The organism is Arthrobacter sp. FW306-2-2C-D06B, assembly GCF_021789175.1.
Lineage (GTDB): Bacteria > Actinomycetota > Actinomycetes > Actinomycetales > Micrococcaceae > Arthrobacter.
Genome location: NZ_CP084560.1, coordinates 238,722 through 255,146 on the forward strand (window position 1 = coordinate 238,722; position 16,425 = coordinate 255,146).

General features: G+C 63.4%; 14 protein-coding genes. 10 read left to right on the top strand and 4 right to left on the bottom strand.

Annotation, left to right across the window (positions count from 1 at the left end; genetic code table 11):
* Window positions 1-2: 2 nt before the first annotated feature.
* The 3 genes from LFT47_RS01150 to LFT47_RS01160 form a co-directional block, all read right to left on the bottom strand.
* Entirely contained in the window at window positions 3-998 is a 996-nt protein-coding gene (locus LFT47_RS01150; RefSeq protein WP_236814308.1) for a 1-phosphofructokinase family hexose kinase, read from the bottom strand.
* Entirely contained in the window at window positions 995-1,807 is an 813-nt protein-coding gene (locus LFT47_RS01155) for a DeoR/GlpR family DNA-binding transcription regulator (RefSeq protein ID WP_236814310.1), read from the bottom strand. Before LFT47_RS01155 ends, LFT47_RS01150 begins: the two co-directional genes overlap by 4 nt.
* A gap of 269 nt (window positions 1,808-2,076) precedes the next feature.
* A complete protein-coding gene (locus LFT47_RS01160; protein ID WP_236814312.1) occupies window positions 2,077-2,265 on the bottom strand; it encodes a hypothetical protein in 189 nt (62 codons plus the stop codon).
* Window positions 2,266-2,986: 721 nt separating this feature from the next.
* Here LFT47_RS01160 and LFT47_RS01165 point away from each other — a divergent pair.
* On the top strand, window positions 2,987-3,724 hold the full coding sequence (locus LFT47_RS01165) for a GAF and ANTAR domain-containing protein (protein WP_236814314.1): 738 nt from the start codon (window positions 2,987-2,989) through the stop codon (window positions 3,722-3,724).
* Window positions 3,725-3,733: 9 nt separating this feature from the next.
* Here the strand turns inward: LFT47_RS01165 and LFT47_RS01170 are convergent, their stop codons facing one another.
* Window positions 3,734-4,165 carry an SRPBCC domain-containing protein gene (locus LFT47_RS01170; protein WP_236814316.1) on the bottom strand — a complete coding sequence of 144 codons (432 nt, stop codon included), beginning with the start codon at window positions 4,163-4,165 and terminating at the stop codon, window positions 3,734-3,736.
* A gap of 317 nt (window positions 4,166-4,482) precedes the next feature.
* Here LFT47_RS01170 and LFT47_RS01175 point away from each other — a divergent pair, with 317 nt between their 5' ends.
* The 9 genes from LFT47_RS01175 (at window position 4,483) to LFT47_RS01215 (ending at window position 16,401) form a co-directional block, all read left to right on the top strand.
* Window positions 4,483-6,534, top strand: a complete 2,052-nt coding sequence (locus LFT47_RS01175) for a hydantoinase/oxoprolinase family protein (RefSeq protein ID WP_236814318.1) — start codon at window positions 4,483-4,485, stop codon at window positions 6,532-6,534.
* Between the two features lie 10 nt (window positions 6,535-6,544).
* Window positions 6,545-8,218, top strand: a complete 1,674-nt coding sequence (locus LFT47_RS01180) for a hydantoinase B/oxoprolinase family protein (protein ID WP_236814320.1) — start codon at window positions 6,545-6,547, stop codon at window positions 8,216-8,218.
* A gap of 24 nt (window positions 8,219-8,242) precedes the next feature.
* On the top strand, window positions 8,243-9,265 hold the full coding sequence (locus LFT47_RS01185) for a sugar ABC transporter substrate-binding protein (RefSeq protein WP_236814322.1): 1,023 nt from the start codon (window positions 8,243-8,245) through the stop codon (window positions 9,263-9,265).
* Window positions 9,266-9,385: 120 nt separating this feature from the next.
* Window positions 9,386-10,912 (top strand): sugar ABC transporter ATP-binding protein, encoded by a 1,527-nt coding sequence (locus tag LFT47_RS01190; protein WP_236814324.1) that lies wholly within the window; start codon window positions 9,386-9,388, stop codon window positions 10,910-10,912.
* A gap of 9 nt (window positions 10,913-10,921) precedes the next feature.
* Window positions 10,922-11,905: an ABC transporter permease gene (locus LFT47_RS01195; RefSeq protein WP_236814326.1), complete on the top strand. Its 984-nt coding sequence runs from the start codon at window positions 10,922-10,924 to the stop codon at window positions 11,903-11,905.
* An 84-nt stretch (window positions 11,906-11,989) separates the two neighbouring features.
* Window positions 11,990-13,342, top strand: coding sequence for a hydantoinase/oxoprolinase N-terminal domain-containing protein (locus LFT47_RS01200; protein WP_236814327.1), 1,353 nt, complete (start codon window positions 11,990-11,992; stop codon window positions 13,340-13,342).
* On the top strand, window positions 13,339-14,421 hold the full coding sequence (locus LFT47_RS01205; RefSeq protein WP_236814330.1) for a DUF917 domain-containing protein: 1,083 nt from the start codon (window positions 13,339-13,341) through the stop codon (window positions 14,419-14,421). The genes LFT47_RS01200 and LFT47_RS01205 overlap by 4 nt, the downstream gene beginning before the upstream one ends.
* Window positions 14,414-15,949: a helix-turn-helix domain-containing protein gene (locus LFT47_RS01210; protein WP_236814331.1), complete on the top strand. Its 1,536-nt coding sequence runs from the start codon at window positions 14,414-14,416 to the stop codon at window positions 15,947-15,949. The genes LFT47_RS01205 and LFT47_RS01210 overlap by 8 nt, the downstream gene beginning before the upstream one ends.
* A complete protein-coding gene (locus LFT47_RS01215; protein WP_236814333.1) occupies window positions 15,946-16,401 on the top strand; it encodes a GAF domain-containing protein in 456 nt (151 codons plus the stop codon). The genes LFT47_RS01210 and LFT47_RS01215 overlap by 4 nt, the downstream gene beginning before the upstream one ends.
* Window positions 16,402-16,425 lie beyond the last annotated feature (24 nt).

Sequence of the window (16,425 nt, forward strand, 5' to 3'; positions counted from 1 at the left end):
TGTTAGTCCTTCTGAAGGGCCGTGATGGTAACGGCGTCGGGAGTTGTTTGGTGGACCGCCGGGACAGTGGAGCCCGGCAGGGAAGCAGCGGCGGCACCATGTGCCACAGCCTGACGGAGGCAGTCCTGCGAGGTTCCGCCGTTGGTGGCGGCCAGCAGATAGCCAGCAAGGGATGAATCGCCGGCACCAACTGTGCTGACGGCTTGGATCGGCGGATGCGTGGCGAACCACGCGCCGTCGGCGGTTACCAGGACGGCGCCCTTGGAACCGAGTGTTGCCAGTACTGCACCCACACCGCTGCCGACGACGGCGGCGGCAGCCCTGGCGGCAAGGCCCGGGTCCGCTTCCAGTTCGTCAGCCGTGTGGACGTCTGTGAGGCCCGCTGCGGCGGCCAGTTCGGCCAGTTCTTCCGCGTTGGGCTTCAGGAGATCGGGCTTGCCGCCGACGTTGCCGAGTGAATCGCCGCTGATGGCGGCCACCAGAGGGGCGCCGGAGGAATCGATTGCGATAAGCGGGGCGTCGCCGTCGTGCGTAGAACGGATCCGGCGGGCGACTGTGGCGTAGAAATCCGCCGGAACTCCTGGTGGGAGCGATCCGGCGAGTACCACCCAGCTGGCGCCACGGGAGCGGTCCAGCAGCAGCCCGATCAGGGCTTCCTGCTCGTCCGGGCTCAACTCCGGGCCGGGTTCGTTGATCTTGGTCGTGACGCCGTCCGGTTCGGTGAGCGTCACGTTGCTGCGTAGCGGCGCACTGATGGGAAGCGCCGCATAGGGGACACCGTCGTCGAGCAGTCCAGCAAGGACGGGATCGGACTCCCCGCCCGGCAGGACCGCAACGGTGTCCAGGCCCGAGGCGACCAGCGCCCGGGAGACATTGACGCCCTTGCCACCGGAGTGCTGGTGGACGGCGACGGCGCGTTGCACCTCGCCGCGGGCCAAGGGGGCCGGGAGCTCCACGGTGCGGTCCAGGCTCGGGTTGGCGGTCAGGGTGACGATCATGCGATCACCACGTCGACGCCGGCCTCGGCCAAAGCGGCGGAGAGCTCTTCAGAGGGTTCGTGGTCAGTAATCACGGTGTCCACATCTTTAAGGGCGGCGAACTGGACGAGGGTTTCCGCGTCCAGCTTGGAGGAATCCGCGAGGACGACGACGCGCCGTGCGGACGTGACGAAGGCGGCCTTGACGGCGGCTTCTTCGGGGTCAGGGGTGCTGAGCCCGAACGTGGCGTGGATACCGTTGGCGCCGACGAAGGCGATGTCCGGGCGGAGCCGGGAAGCGGCCTCGACCGTGGACTGCCCGACGGCGGCCTGGGTGAGGCCGCGCACGCGGCCGCCCAGGATCTGGAGGCCGATGTGGGGGTTGCCGGAAAGGCGTCCGGCAATGGGGATGGCGTGGGTGATAACCACCAGTTCTTCTCGCGGGGCGTTCCCGTTGGAGGACGCCGTGCGCTGCGCGGTGCGCTGGTCCAGCAAGCGGGCGAGGGCCTCGGTGGTGGAGCCGGCGTCGATCAGGATGCTTCCGGCCGCGTTCTCGGGGATGAGGGCAAGGGCGGCCTCGGCGATGCGGAGCTTTTCCGGCTGGCGCTGGATGGCCCGCTCAACCACACTTTCCTCACGGGTGCTGAGGCGGTCCGATGGGACTGCCCCGCCGTGGACACGGCGAAGATTTCCGGCGGATTCGAGGGCAGCGAGGTCGCGGCGGACAGTCTCCGTGGTGATGCTGAATCGATCCGCAAGGTCCGTGACGCTGACCCGTCCACGCTCGGCGACGAGCTCGGAGATCAGCTGTTGGCGCTCCTCGGCAAACACATACCCTCCATTGCGTACAAGCTCTAGGTACACCAGTGACTGTGATCACATGATGTGGAATTGCTTGACTCTATCTTTGTTCATGTTGGTCTGTCAACAGAAAACAACATAAACAAAGATATTGGGTTTGGTTTGGGTTTGTTGAGTGGTGGCTGGGATGGGTTCTGAATGCGCCCGAAGGACATAACCGGTCCGACGCAGTGCTGGCTAGCCCGGATGGGTTGGTCAAGTAAGGGGCTGGCTGCTCTAGCGCCGGACCGGAAGGTGTCCTACGGCCACTCGATCTCCCGTAGGCCGGGGTAGTCGATGGGGAGGTTGTCCGGGTCCGGAGGGTCAGGCAAGCGGGGCCGGGGAGAGGAGTCCGTTTCTTGCCGGTGCTTGTTCCTCTTTTGGTCCAGCTCATCCGACTCTTGCCGGGAGTCTTCGGGTCGTCGCTGCTGTGTACTTTCGAGCTTCATGGGGCTTCCTTCGGATAATGCTGCAAGTCGTTGGCTAAGCAGGTATTTCCAGCTCGAACCCGCAACTGCATCTCAAGATCTTGGTGCGGAGATGGGCTTCCGGGGGAGAACTGCGTGATGGGGGCCTGCCCGTCTGCGGTGCCCTGAAGCTTCGCAGTGCGGTTTTCACTTCACGGAGGGGTTCACTGCAGTGGAAATAGTGGCTCCCGAACTCCAGGAGGCCATCCTGAATCCCCCGACGATTCAGGATGGCCCCCGCCTGCTGGACAGTGGCCGGGTGGCTATAGGAAAACCCGCACGAAGTGCACGTGTAAAACACGGCAAGCTGTTGGGAAGACCTTGGAGCCTGGGCCTGGATGGATTCGATGTCCAGGTGCTTGTCTGTTCCACAAACGGCACACCAAAGGCGGCCAGCCCTGGGCTGGCGTGGTTCATGAGGGACGGCGGATTCGGAGAGGGTCGACATCGACTAGCTCCGCGCCGGTAACAGGAATTTGCTCATCGGGCAGCACCTTCACGTTGAGTGACATGGCGCCCGGCTGCTTGAGCGAAAACAGGCCGAAGACCTCGGCCTTTGTCCGGAGTTCTGCACGGACTGTAGAAGAATTGTGCACTGCGCGTCCACGGTGCGCAAGACCGGCCGGGCATTTGTCCAAGTTTCGGACCTTGTTTTGGCAGGCCTTTTTCCTCCATTGCCGCCCTGCTACTCGTAGACTGAGCCATGGACGAAATGGGCCTGAACGCGTCGGTCGCGGGCCGTCTCCAGGATCTGGTCATCGACAGCGAAGACGTTAGCGGCTTCCTCGAAGACCTTGCGGTGTTCACGGCGTCGTCGGTGTCCGCTGCGCGCGGTCAAGACGTCCTGTGTGGCATTACGTTGAGCAGGCGCCGCCGATCGATGACGGTGGCTGGAAGCAGCCGCGAAGCCCGCCTCGTTGACGAAGTGCAGCAAGCATACGGAGACGGACCTTGCTTGGAAGCGATGAGAACGGGGAAAACTGTACTCATTTCAGATACGTCCGGGGACTCGCAATGGCCTGATTACTGCACCACCATCGCGGAACGCGGGCACTTGGCCGTGCTTTGCGTCCCCTTGGGCCTGGAAGAAGGCGCGACGGCGGCTATCAACCTTTTCGCGCCGCAGCGCGATGCCTTCGACGAGGCCTCCGTACGCAGCTGCGAGCAGTTCGCAAGCCAGGCAGAAAAGGCTTTGAGGCTGGCTGTCCGGATCGGTGCCAGGCAACAACGCGCAGAGGACCTCGAGCAGGCGATGCGTTCCCGGACCGCCATCGATCTGGCAACTGGCGTCATCATGGGCCAGAACAGGTGCAGCCAGGAAGAGGCTTTCAGGATTCTGAGCAAGGCCTCAAACGGCAGGAACCAGAAACTGAGGGACGTTGCGGAATCCCTTCTCCGGTCCTTGACAAACGAAGCGCCAGTCGTGCATTTCGAGCCTTAAGCGACTCTGCTAGCTGCGCTCCGCGATGTTTTTGACACTCTCCACGAGGCTGTCCCACATGCCCTTCGAATGCGCGGCTTCATCCGGACTGGCGTTGTTGTCCTGGGCCAAGGTCAGCTTGGTCATCCCGCCTGCAGGCTCGAGTGTCCACGTCAGGGTGTGGTAGTTCTCCGGGGCGTCGTCTTGTCCGGACAGCGGACTGAAATGCGTGTTTACCAGGCGCTTTCCGGGCTCGAATTCCAGGATGATGCCCTTGTCTTCGTACTCCTTGCCCTTCCAGGCACCGCGCCAGACGATGGGTCCGCCGACCGTCCAGTCGGTGACAACTTCGGTTCCGAACATGAACTCCTTGATGGCCTGGGGGTCGGTGAGCACTGACCACACCCGATCCGCGCTCGCATGGATCGTGATGGTTGAACTCGCGATGAAGTTGCCCGCCATGTCGGTCTCCTTTTCAAATGGTCGGCGTCCGGGCGCCGGCGGAACAGAGTCTACGCCCGGGAGGGACTGCCAGCGGAGCCATGCCACATTGCGCTCTCGATCACGTCAAGAGATTCAGGGTGTTTTCTCTTAGGGTCGGAGTACATCTCAGAATTGTGGCTCTGAACTGGGGCGATAGTCAGAGTTCGATGCTCGTTAGGCAGTTCGCCCTCGGAGTGCATGCAGCATCTTGCAGTTTGCCCACGTCTGGAAAAGCCGGGTCCGTAGCGTGATGTCTCACACATTGAGTTCCCATTCAGAACCATGAGGAGACATACATGCCGAACTACAGGGTGTCTATGGACATCGGTGGAACGTTTACCGACATTGTCGCTTACGACCAGCACGCCGGAACCTACGCGGCCACCAAATCATCCACTACGCCGGGGAATCTGAGCGCGGGCGTCATCGCCGGCCTCGAGTCCATTGTCGACGACCTGTCCGACATCGAGTTCCTGGTCCACGGCACAACCCAGGGATTGAATGCCTTCCTTGAGCGCCGCGGCGTCCCGGTGCTGCTGCTGGCCACCGCCGGTGTCGAAGACACTTATCACATTGCCCGCGGCCCACGCCTTGAGCTCTACAACGCCCAGTACCGCAAGCCTTCCCCGCTGCTCGAGCGCAAGGATGTCATCGGTGTTGGGGGACGCCTTGATGGGCAGGGCCTCGAGATCAGGCCTTTGGACGAAGTTGCTGTCCGACAGGCAGGCCGTCGGGCAGTTGCCGAAGGTTATGGCGCAGTCGCCGTCGCATTCCTGTTCAGCTACAAGAACCCCGCTCACGAGCTTCGGGCACGGGAAATCCTGCTCGAAGAACTAGGCGAAGATTTCACCGTTTCGCTTTCCCACGAGGCCGCGAAGGAATGGCGCGAATACGAGCGCACTTCATCCGCCGTCGTCGAGGCCTATACCGGACCAGTGGTCCGCAACTACCTCCTGGACCTCGAAGAGAAGCTCGCAGACCGCGGTGTGGAAGCTCCGCTGCACATCATGCAGTCTTCCGGTGGGGTGCTTACCGCTGAGTCCGCACGGAAGCGTCCGCTCCAGACGCTGCTCTCGGGCCCGGTCGGGGGCGCCATGGGCGACGTCGAACTGGCCGGCGTTTCGGGCAACCGCAACCTGATCGGCGTCGACATGGGCGGAACGTCCTTCGATGTCTCCTTGGTAGTCGACGGCAAGCCCGACGTCTCCACGGAGGCACATCTTGAAGGCCTTCCGATGCTCATGAGCGTGGTCAACATCCACACCGTGGGCGCTGGCGGTGGCTCAGTCGCCTGGCTCGAAGCCGGCGGCCTCCGGGTTGGGCCGCGTTCCGCGGGAGCTACGCCCGGGCCTGCCTGCTACGGACGTGGAGGCACGGAACCTACCGTCACCGACGCCAACCTGGTGCTGGGGCGAGTGGACCCGGACTGGTTCGCAGGCGGACAGGTCTCCCTGGACCGAGAAGCGGCGATCGCCGCCCTGAAAACGGTTGGCGACCGGCTCGGCCTGGACCCCATAGCCATGGCCGAGGGGATCTGCGACGTCGCCAACTCCCAGATGGCCCAGGCGATCCGGACCATCACGATCTCCCGCGGGATCGAACCCCGGGACTTCGCGCTCGTGGCATTCGGAGGCGCTGGACCCATGCACGCAGTCTTCCTCGCCAAGGAACTGGGCATCCCGGAAACAGTCGTCCCCCGGTTCCCCGGAGCGTTCTCGGCCTGGGGCATGCTGCAGACCAACATCCGCAAGGACTTCTCGGAGCCGTATTTCTACCTCGACGAGGATATCGACGTGGCCCACATGGCCGGTGTGCTGCGCTCGATGGAGTTTGACGGCCTGGGCTCCCTGGCCTCCGAGGGGGTGCCGGAAGACAGCCGCCTCACCAATGCATCAGTGGATGTCCGCTACCAATCGCAGGAATTCTCCCTGAATGTTCCGCTCGCCTCAGCTGACGAACCGGAATCCACCGGCTTCGTTGCCGCGTTGGCCGCGCGCTTCTCAGCGATGTACCACGAGCGCTATGGGCATTCAAACCCCGGGGCGCCCATCGAAATCGTGGCGCTACGGACACAGGCCGTCGGTGACCTGGGCCGACTTGATGCGCCACGTTTCGCCACCGCACAAAGCGCCGAGTTCAAGCATGAAATCCGTCCGGTGGTATTTGAACACGTCGAACACGAGACCACCGTAGTCCGCCGTGACGACTTGGCCGCCGGCCATGCCTTCGAAGGCCCCGCCATCATCGTGGAGCAGACCGCCACAACCGTGGTGCCCCCCGGCTTCGACGTCATCGTCGACGAATTCGGCTCCCTGGTCATCCGCACTCAAGACGTCGAAGGAAACTGAGGTACCACCAATGACAATCACTGCAGTCAAGACCCTGGATCCAGTCACCGTGGAGATCATCCGCAACGCGCTCACCAGCGCCGCGGACGACATGAACGCCACCCTCATCCGCTCCGCCTACTCACCCATCCTTTACGAAGGAGGGGACTGCGTCGTGGCGCTCCTGGACACCGAGCACCGCGTGCTCGGACAGTCCGCTGGGCTGCCACTTTTCTTGGGCAACCTGGAAACCTGTTCCATCGCGGTGGAAGAACTGTACGGCCGCGACGTCTGGAAGGAAGGGGATGTCTGGATCCTCAACGATTCCTATCTCGGCGGAACCCACCTGAACGACGTCACCATTTTTGCCCCTATCTTCGACGACGGCGCGGTGGTCGGCTTCGCGGCCACCCGTGCGCACTGGATGGACATGGGCTCCAAGGACGTCGGCGGTTCCATGGACGCGACGGACATCTTCCAGGAGGGCTTCCGGATGGGCCCGGTCAAACTGATCGAGGCAGGCATCGAAACCTCCGTGGTCGACCTCATCCGGACCAACGTCCGCTTCCCCTACCAGACCATCGGCGACATGCACGCGATGATCGCCGCCCTCCGGATGGGTACCACCCGGATGAAGGAGCTCGTGGGCCGTTACGGGATGGACCAACTGGACGCTGCCCGGGACGAGATCTTCCGTCAGACCGAGGAAATCGAGCGCGAGACCGTCCGCAACATTCCCGACGGCGTCTACGAAGCCGAAGGCGTGCTGGACAACGACGGCATCAACCTGGACACCCCGATTCCGATCAAGCTAAAAATCACCGTCTCCGGCGATACCGTTGATTTCGACGTCACCGGATCGGCTGACCAGACCATGGGGCCGGTCAACTGTGGCGCCGCCCAGGCCGTCTCCGCACTGCGGGTCGGCTACAAACTCCTTGTCAGCCCGGACTCCAACTCGAACGGCGGATCCTTCCGGCCGTTGACCACCCAGGTGCGTTCAGGTTCAGTTCTTGGCGCGGTGGCACCGGCGCCGTGCCAGTGGTACTTCTCCCACCTAGGACTATTGATCGACCTGGTTTCCAAGGCCATGGCGCCAGCCATGCCCGAGCGGGTTGCCAGCGCCAGCCACGGCGACTCGATGATCATCACTGCAGCCGGTTTCGATCCGCGCTTCGGCCGGAACTTCGTGACCATGGAGGCCACACTGGGCGGTTGGGGGGCCTGGCAAGGCACCGACGGAGAGTCCGCCATGATCAACAACGTCAACGGCTCCCTCAAGGACCTGCCCATCGAAATGATGGAGACCCGCTACCCGTTCCGCATCAACGAGTACTCCATCCGCCCCAATTCCGGCGGCCCGGGCCAGTGGCGCGGCGGCAACGGAGTCATCCGTGAATACGAGTTCCTGGCCGACTGCGTCGTCGGGCTCTGGTTCGAAAGGTCCAAGACCCCGGCTTGGGGACTCTTCGGCGGCTCAGACGCCCAAGGGCCCGAGGTCGTGTTCAACCCGGGCCGCAGCGATGAGGTGCGCACCCTGAAAGCGAACGCCCGCAAGGTCAAGGCCGGCGATATCGTGCGGCTCGCCGTCGGTGGCGGCGGCGGCTTCGGGGACGTCTCCCAGCGCTCCCGGGATGAGATCACCTACGACATCGTCAACGGGTTCATCACCGAGGACTTCGCCAAGAGCCACTACGGATACTAAGCCCCCCCACAGAAAGACACCCCAATGAAAAACATCAAGCAATCAGCCGCAGCCGCGGCGCTCATCGGGCTAGCCCTCCTGACGTCAGCCTGCAGCCCACCCACCCAAGCGGCCGCGGGACCAGCTTCGACGGCGGACGCCGGTAAACCCCTCAACGTTGGATTCTTCGGCTTCGCCAAGTCCAACGGCTTCGCCCAGGGTACCTTCCTCGGCGTACAGCAGGCGGCCAAGGCCAACAACGCCAGCGCCACGTTCGTAGATCCCAACTTCAACGCCCAGACCCAGGTCCAGCAGATCCAGGACGCCGTCACCTCAAAACAGTTCGAGGTGATGGTCGTCCAGGCGAACGACAACCAGGCCCTCATCGCCCCACTGCAGCAGGCCGTCCAAGCCGGCATAACTGTTGTGGTCGAGTTCTCCGTTATCGGCCCGAAGTTCGACACTATCCAGCCCCAGGTTCCGGGCGCAATCAGCATCGTCGACCTTCCCATCAGCAACGGCAAGATGCTCGGCCAGATGGGCAAGGATGCCTGCGCCAAAGTCGCCAAAGACACCTGCAAGGTGGCATACCTCGAGGGATTCAAGTCCCTGCCGCTGGATAACGCCCGGACCGAAGCAGTGAAAGCTGAGCTGGCCACTGATCCGAAGATCAAGCTGGTGGCCAGTGTCGAAGGCGGATACACCCAGGACAGCGGCCGGCAGGCGTTCCAGAACGTTTCCCAGGCCAACCCGGACGTCGATGTCGTCATCGGCGCATCCCAGGCAATCACGGGTGCGGCAGCCGCGGCCGGCAATAGCAACATCAAGTTCATCGGCAACGGCGCATCCACCTCGAATGTAGAGGCTGTCCGGTCCGGTAAATGGTTCTCCATCTACGTCAGCGATGTGGTGGCGAACGGCGCCAAGGCCACGGAACTCGGCCTTGCGAAGGCCCGGGGCCAGCAGGTGGAAACGGCAGTGGACGAGTCGAGCTTGGCTCCCAACAAGGCCAAGGGCACGAAGGAAGCCCTCGACGCCGTGAACTACGTCTCGAAGTACTCGGACTAGCCGACTTATCCCCCCCGCGTGCTCCTGTCCTGCCGGGGCTGAGGTCCCGGCAGGACAGGAGCCCCCGCCCCGGTCCCGGCAGGACCGGCCAAAACGTCCATTCCATCTCCCGAGGTCAAAATGGCTATACAACAGTTGGATTCACCAGAGCGAGTCAATCGGAGTGCCGCTCCGGAAATCACCGTCTCCGGAATCGGAAAGCGGTACGGTGCCAGCACTGTGCTGCGCGATATCACGTTGTCGGTGGCTCCGGGGGAAATCCACGGCATCATGGGGGAAAACGGCGCTGGCAAGAGCACGCTGCTGAAGATCCTCGGCGGCGCCATCGCGGCGGATTCCGGCGTCGTCAAGCTTGACGACCGGGAGGTGAAGATCACCGAGCCCCGGGACGCCATCGCACAAGGAATTTCCCTCATATCCCAAGAGCTGGCACTCATTCCTGGGCTTTCAGTGCTGGAGAACGTCTTCCTGGGCCGATGGGCCAACACGGGAAGCCTGCTCCGTTCGCGGCGGGACGCCGACCACTTCGAGCGACTCCTGGCCGAGACCGGCTTTGAGCTTGACCCCCGGGCGATGGCAGGGGACCTCCCCATCGGTCAGCAGCAGCAGGTCGAAATCCTGAAAGCCCTCGCCCGTGGCGCCAAGGTGCTGTGCATGGACGAGCCGACGGCGGTCCTGAACGAGGCCGAGAAAGCAAAGCTGTTGGAGGTGATCAGGAGCCTCGCGCGTTCAGGCACCACCGTCATCCTCGTATCGCACTATCTGGAGGAAGTCCTGGGTTTGGTGGATCGCGTGACCGTCCTCCGTGACGGACAGCACATCACCACTGAAGACGCCTCGGGGCACACGCCGGAGTCGCTCGTCGGCTTGATGGTCGGCAGGGAGGTCGATTTCCTCATCCCGGAGGTTCGGCCGGTGCCTCCGGAAGCAAAAACGGTAGTCCAGGTGGCGGGACTGAGCAGCGCAAAAGTGCAAGACGTCTCCTTCACGGTCCGCCAAGGCGAAATCCTGGGCATCGCGGGCTTGGTCGGCAGTGGCCGTAGCGAGACACTGCTCGCCATGTTCGGTGCTGATCGAATCACTGGTGGACATGTCCGGATCAACGGCCGACGCCTCCGGGGCAACTCCATCCGGGAAGCCATCAAAGCCGGAATGGCCCTCGTCCCCGAGTCGCGGAAAGAACAGGGCCTGGTCATGTCCCGGCCGGTGGACGAAAACATCGCCCTTTCCACCTTGTCGGGCCGATCATTGAGCGGTTTCGTCAGGGTAGCCCGGGAAAAGGCAGCCGTATCGGAGATCAGCCATTCCGTCGACCTGCGCGGCGCCCGCCGCGGCTCGCTGATTGCCGATTTGTCCGGCGGAAACCAGCAGAAGGCGCTCTTCGCGAAGTGGCTGCTCAATCCTCCGGCGGTCCTGCTGGTGGACGAACCCACGCGTGGTGTCGACATCGCGGCCAAGGCGCGCATCCACGGCATGATTGCCGACCTCGCAGCAAAGGGCACGGCTGTCGTCGTCGTCAGCTCCGAACTCGAGGAAGTCATCGGCCTGTCCCACCGTATCCATGTCATGAGGCAAGGCCGCATCGTTGCTGAATTCGACCGGAACGCCTCCCGCGATGAAGTCATGACTTCCGCATTTCTGAAATAGGTGAATCAAATGACCACAGTTACCGTTGCCGGGTCCGAGCCGGCCGAGAAGAAATTCAAGCTCAATGTCAGGGATTTCGGGATCGTCTTCGGACTGATCGCCATCATGCTGTTACTGACCCTCAATACCGGAACGTTCCTGACCGGCCGAAACTTCATCAACCTGTTCGACCAAGCCGCCATCGTGGGACTGTTGGCCTCTGCCGCCACACTGTGTATCGTCAGCGGTGTCTTCGATCTCTCCTCCACCGCAAACCTGGCGGTCTCCGCCATCGCCGGAGTGATGATTACCCAGCACTTCGGGGTGATAGCGGGATTCGTCGGCGCATTGTTGGTAGGAGCCGCACTGGGAACCGTCACCGGGCTGATCGTTGTCACTACGAAGGTGAATTCCTTCATAGGCACGCTGGCGGTAAGCATCATCTATCGCGGCCTGGCCATCGTGATCACGGGCGGAGCCATCGTCTCGCCGCTGCCCGAGCAACTTGCCGCCTTCCAGACGTGGACCTGGCCGAGCCTCTTCAGCCTCACTGCCGGCTCTGTGCTCATGGTTGCCATGACGATCGTCCTAGGCATCGTCCTCTGGCGCACTACGTTTGGACGCAGGATTTACGCCGTGGGAGGCAATAAGGAAGCGGCACGCCTTAGCGGTATCCGCACAGGTTCCATCCACGTCGCCGTCTTTGCCATCAGCGGCCTGTGCTCCGCGATGGCCGGCATGATTCTTGCTTCACGCGCAGGCTCAGCCCAGCCAGCCATGGCCATCGGCATCGAACTCACGGCCATTGCCGCCGTAGTCATTGGAGGCACCAGCATTCTCGGCGGACACGGCGCTATGTGGCGGGCCTTCGTCGGAGTCATGATCCTGACCGTCATCGGCAACGGCTTCAACCTGCTCCACTGGGACACCACCTACCAGCAGGTTGTCACCGGCGTCCTCATTCTGCTTGCAGTCGCCGCGGACGGATTGTTCTTCCGCAAGCGCACCGGATAGGCCCTCGTGGGGGGACGCTATATACATGGAACATGGTCGTGACCTGTTGAGGGAGCTGCCGCAGGCTGAACAGGAGGCCGAACAATGCGCATAGGGCTGCGGTTGCAGGGAACAAGCTGCAGGGCCTTGGTGCTGGACGGGCACAGCGTGGTGGCCGCCGCGGCTGCGGTGCGGTGCAGCACGCTTGCGGAGGCAGTCGACACCACCTTCGAAGAGCTTCGTCACGACCTTGGTGCGGAAGCTACGAAAGTCACGGACATTACCGCCGACGCCGGACCCGTCCTCGCAGCACGGAAACTAGCCTCGGTCATCGCGATCCGGATCTCGCCCCGCCCGCCTGCGGACGCGTTCCACGTGACTGGGCTGCCAGCACTCGTCGAACCCGTGGTGGCCCGGACCATCCACGTCGGCGGAGGCCACGACCTGAGGGGACGCCCCCTCGCTCCGCTTGGGTTGGAGGCTTTCCTGGCCGAACTTCCGGACATCCTCTCCCGAGAGGTAAGGAACATTGCAATCACTTCCGTGGGGTCGACGGCGTCGAAGGATCACGAAATGCGCATTGCCGATGCCATCTTGTCCAGTGACAGCGAAATGCGCATCAGCATCTCCAGTGACTTCTATTCCAGCGTCTTCCGCGACCGTGACTACACAGCCATCCTGAATAGCGCCCTCATGGAAACAGGGGAGGGCCTGGCCGCGATGCTGGAAGCGTCGGGACGGCGGCATTTTCCCTCCGCCACGATGTGGTTCGCCAAGAACGACGGCGGCCGTGCGCCGCTTGCGCGGCTGGCTGTGATTCCGATTCACGGGTTGCGCCCCGAACCCGCCATGCAGATCCTCGGCGCGGCTACCTTGGCCGGCGCCCCGGACGGGGAGGTCGTCATCTGCGCGGACTCGGGGGTCACTGTGGGCCAAATCCGCGGGGGCCTCCCTGCTACGCGAAGCGTCATCCGCCAAGGGTACGAGGCGAGCCTCGCCAGCAACGCCGCCGTCGTCGAGCCGTACACGGCCGATCATCCGGTCCGCCCGGCGGTCCCCTCGGTGATCGCCGACCTCCGAAGCGGGCAGGACACCCCGCTCCCGTTCGGGCTCGTTCCCACGCTGGCAGCTGCGCACGACGCCGCGCAGGTGGGGTCCGCCGTCGCGCCCCTGACCGCCTGGATCGACAGGTTGGAGACGGTAAGCGGGCGGGCGGACCTCCAGTTGGTGCAGCGTCGCGCGGAAGAAGATGCCGAGTCGGCAGCCGTTCAGTTGGGGGCGAGCCCGGGGCTCACGCGGATCATTGAATCGAACGTGTACGCCATGCCCTACGGCAACCCCGGCATCGTGCGGATCAGGGTCCAAGCGGCTGGTGAAGTCTCCGGGGACACGATGGAAGATGCCGCCGAAATTCAAGGACGGGCACCTTTCGGGGCGGAAGAGGGTGCCACCCGATGAGCGCCCTGCTGACGGTGCAGGATGTCCGGCACCTGAGAACCGGCGCCCACTTCCTGGCCTGCACCATCGACCCGACAGCCATCTACGTTTACGCGGAGATGATCGAAAAGGCCATGGAAAACCGTGCCTTGGAACTCATCCCGATTGACGAGCTGGCCCCCGATGACCTCGTGGTTGCGGTCGGAATGGTTACTCAGGGTCTCTTGATCGCGGATATGCCTCCGGTAGGCGATGAGTTCATCGGGTGCATCCGTGCCATCGAGGCCACGCTCGGCCGACAGGTACGGGCGATCTATTCGCTGGCCGCCGCCAACATCAACGGAATTGTTCCCCTCATGGTCGGGCTGCAGTCCTCGCTGCCGGTGATTGATTCCGACCCCATGGGCCGTGTTTTTCCCTTGATCAGCCAAACAACGCTGAACATCGGCCACGTCCGCATCAGTCCGATCGCCCTCATGGGAGTTACCGGCGAACGCGCTGTGGTGGAGGCTGAGAACCCGCAGCGGGCCGAAACCCTGGTGCGGGCCCTCGTCACGGAGATGGGTGGGTGGGCCGCTACAGCCATGTATCCGTGCTCAGCGGGCCAAATGCGCGAGCACGGCGTCCACGGCTCCATCAGTCGGATGATCCGAATCGGGGAGATTCTCGACGCTGAAACCTCGGTCGAACGCAAGTTCCAGCAGCTCGCTGAATTTCTGGGGGCCACCCGGATTGCCCGGGCCCGGGTGAGTCACGTCGAAGGCCTGTCGCGCCCTTCGGATCTAGGCCTTCCGGCGCTGCCGTCGAGCGTTACGCTCTTGGACGAACGATCCGGGCAGATCATCCGCTTGGAGATCCAGAATGAAATCCTGCTGGTCCTCGTCGACGGCGCCATCGCTGCGGCCGTCCCGGACATCGTCTCGCTGCTCAACTCCGAGCACGGCACGGTCGTCAACATCGACGATGTGCGGGTGGGCGATGTCATTGACGTCTTGAAGATCAGGGCTGCGGCGCAGTGGTACTCGGAGGCTGGCCTTGATCTTGCTGAACCAAAGGCCTTTGGTATTCCGATCGAGCACCCAAGGCGGCAACATGCGTAGATCGAAAAGCGAGAGCCATCTGGATGTCGCCGGACTCCTGGCGCACGGCTCCCTCCGCGGCACCACCCCGCTGTATCTCACCCCGTCCAGCGCGGCAATCGAAGGCGTCGTTCTTGTCTCCCGGCTTGATGCCATCCAGCGGGTGCGGCCCAACACCGTCATCGTCCTGTCAGCGGAAATGGGCTCCGGCGGCTGGCTGGTATCCGCAGCCCTGCGGCACGCCTGGGAGCGGAAGGCCAGCGCCGTCGTCGTCGCTGGAAGTACCTACTCCAGCGCGGTGATCGGCCTCGCCGAGCGGCTGGGTATCACCTTGCTGGCCGCCGAGGGCGAGACGTCGGGCATCGCCCTCGCACTGGCCGCTGAAATCGGCGCTGCCCTGTCTGTGGTGGACGCTGAGCTGGCGCGGTTTGCCCGAGCGGTCGCGAAGGACACTACCTTGGGAGCTGTCCTGAAGACCATCTCCAGGGAGCTGGACGGTATTGAAATCTTGCTGGAGTACGACACCGTGAGCCTGGCGTCCGCGGGAACGCCCACCAGGGACGCAGTCGAAATCATCACCGCGGATGTTCGCGGATCGAATACCTCCATCCCGTCCAGGCTCACCGCGCGAGTGCCAAGATCCGGAGTCCACAACCTGCAGCTCGTCCGGTCGATCCTCGAGGTGGCCACGCCGTCGGTAAGCGCTGCGTGGCTGTTGGGAGATGTCCTCGACACCGCGCGTGCAGTACCCACGGCGGCCCTGGTCGGCTTAAACCACGACCCCGATTCCTCCTGGACCACGTTCGTGGAACGTCACCGGCACTTGCTCTTCCAACTGGGCTGGCGTGGGGAGGAGCAATATGTGGCCGTATGGATCCGCAGGGCGTCGTTGGAACCCCATCGTCCGGAGCTTACAGCGGTGCTGCGGCTGCTTTGGCGGAAAGTCACAGTCCGCAGTCCCTTGGCCGAAGTCCACGGTGGTTGGCTCGCCCTGGTTCCCGCCGGATACCAAGAAGCGGCGGATCAGCTCGAAGCGCGGATCCGGGTCCGTCTCGGGAAGTCTTTGGCGGAACTGGGCCTGGGGGCGGGACTCTCCCGCTGGCGCGAGGAACCCGCGGCACTGCCGAATATCGTCCGTGAATCCCGTTTGGCCGCTGAATCCGCTCTCTCGACCGGACCCGGCACGGTGGCAGGCTTTGCCAATCTCGACGTCGCGGCGGCCGCGACCTTCGTCGATGAGGACTCGGTCCTGCTCGTGGCCGAACTGACGCTGCCGCTGCTCATGGCCAGCCCGGACAGGGACCTCGTCATTGCGGCTGCAGGGGCCTTCCTCGACCACCACGGCTCCGTCAGCCTCGCAGCAAGCTCCCTTGACCTGCACCGGAACACCCTGCAGACCAGGCTCAACCGTGCCCGCGAGCTGGGCGTCCCCCTCGACATCCCAGCCAAGCTTTTGTCCGTCCATCTCATTCTCAGCGCACTTCGCCGTTCAATCCACAGTATGACGAGTTCCGCCAATCCCGGCCCAAACCAGAAAGGACTCCCATGAGTTCCCAGTTCGACAACTTTGACGATGTCTATGCCGCCGCGCAGGAAGGGCCCGGCGTCATCCTGTTCACCGCTTCCGTCGTCGCCGACGCAGGCACCAGCATGGCGCGCGTCTATACGAGCCACCCAGGGGTCTACCCCGTCGGCGGAAGGAAGACCCTGGACGGGGACACCAACCCGGTGTGGCTCGAGCAGGTCCTTAAGGGCCAGCAGCCGTTCCTTGGGGCGGACAAGGACGCAGTCCGGTCGTTCTTCTTCGACTCCGCAACCATTGAGTCGCTGGGTTGCGGTGCCATCGTCAACGTTCCAGTGGTAAGCAACGGAGAGACCATCGGATCCATGAACTTCCTTGCCCCTGAGGGTAGCTATGGTCAGTCATCGGTGGATGCGGCCGTGGAGATCGCCCAGCGCTCCGTGCCGCTGTTCGAACAAGCGCTCACCACCACCAACTAATCCTTCGCGGGCGGCCGCCAAGGA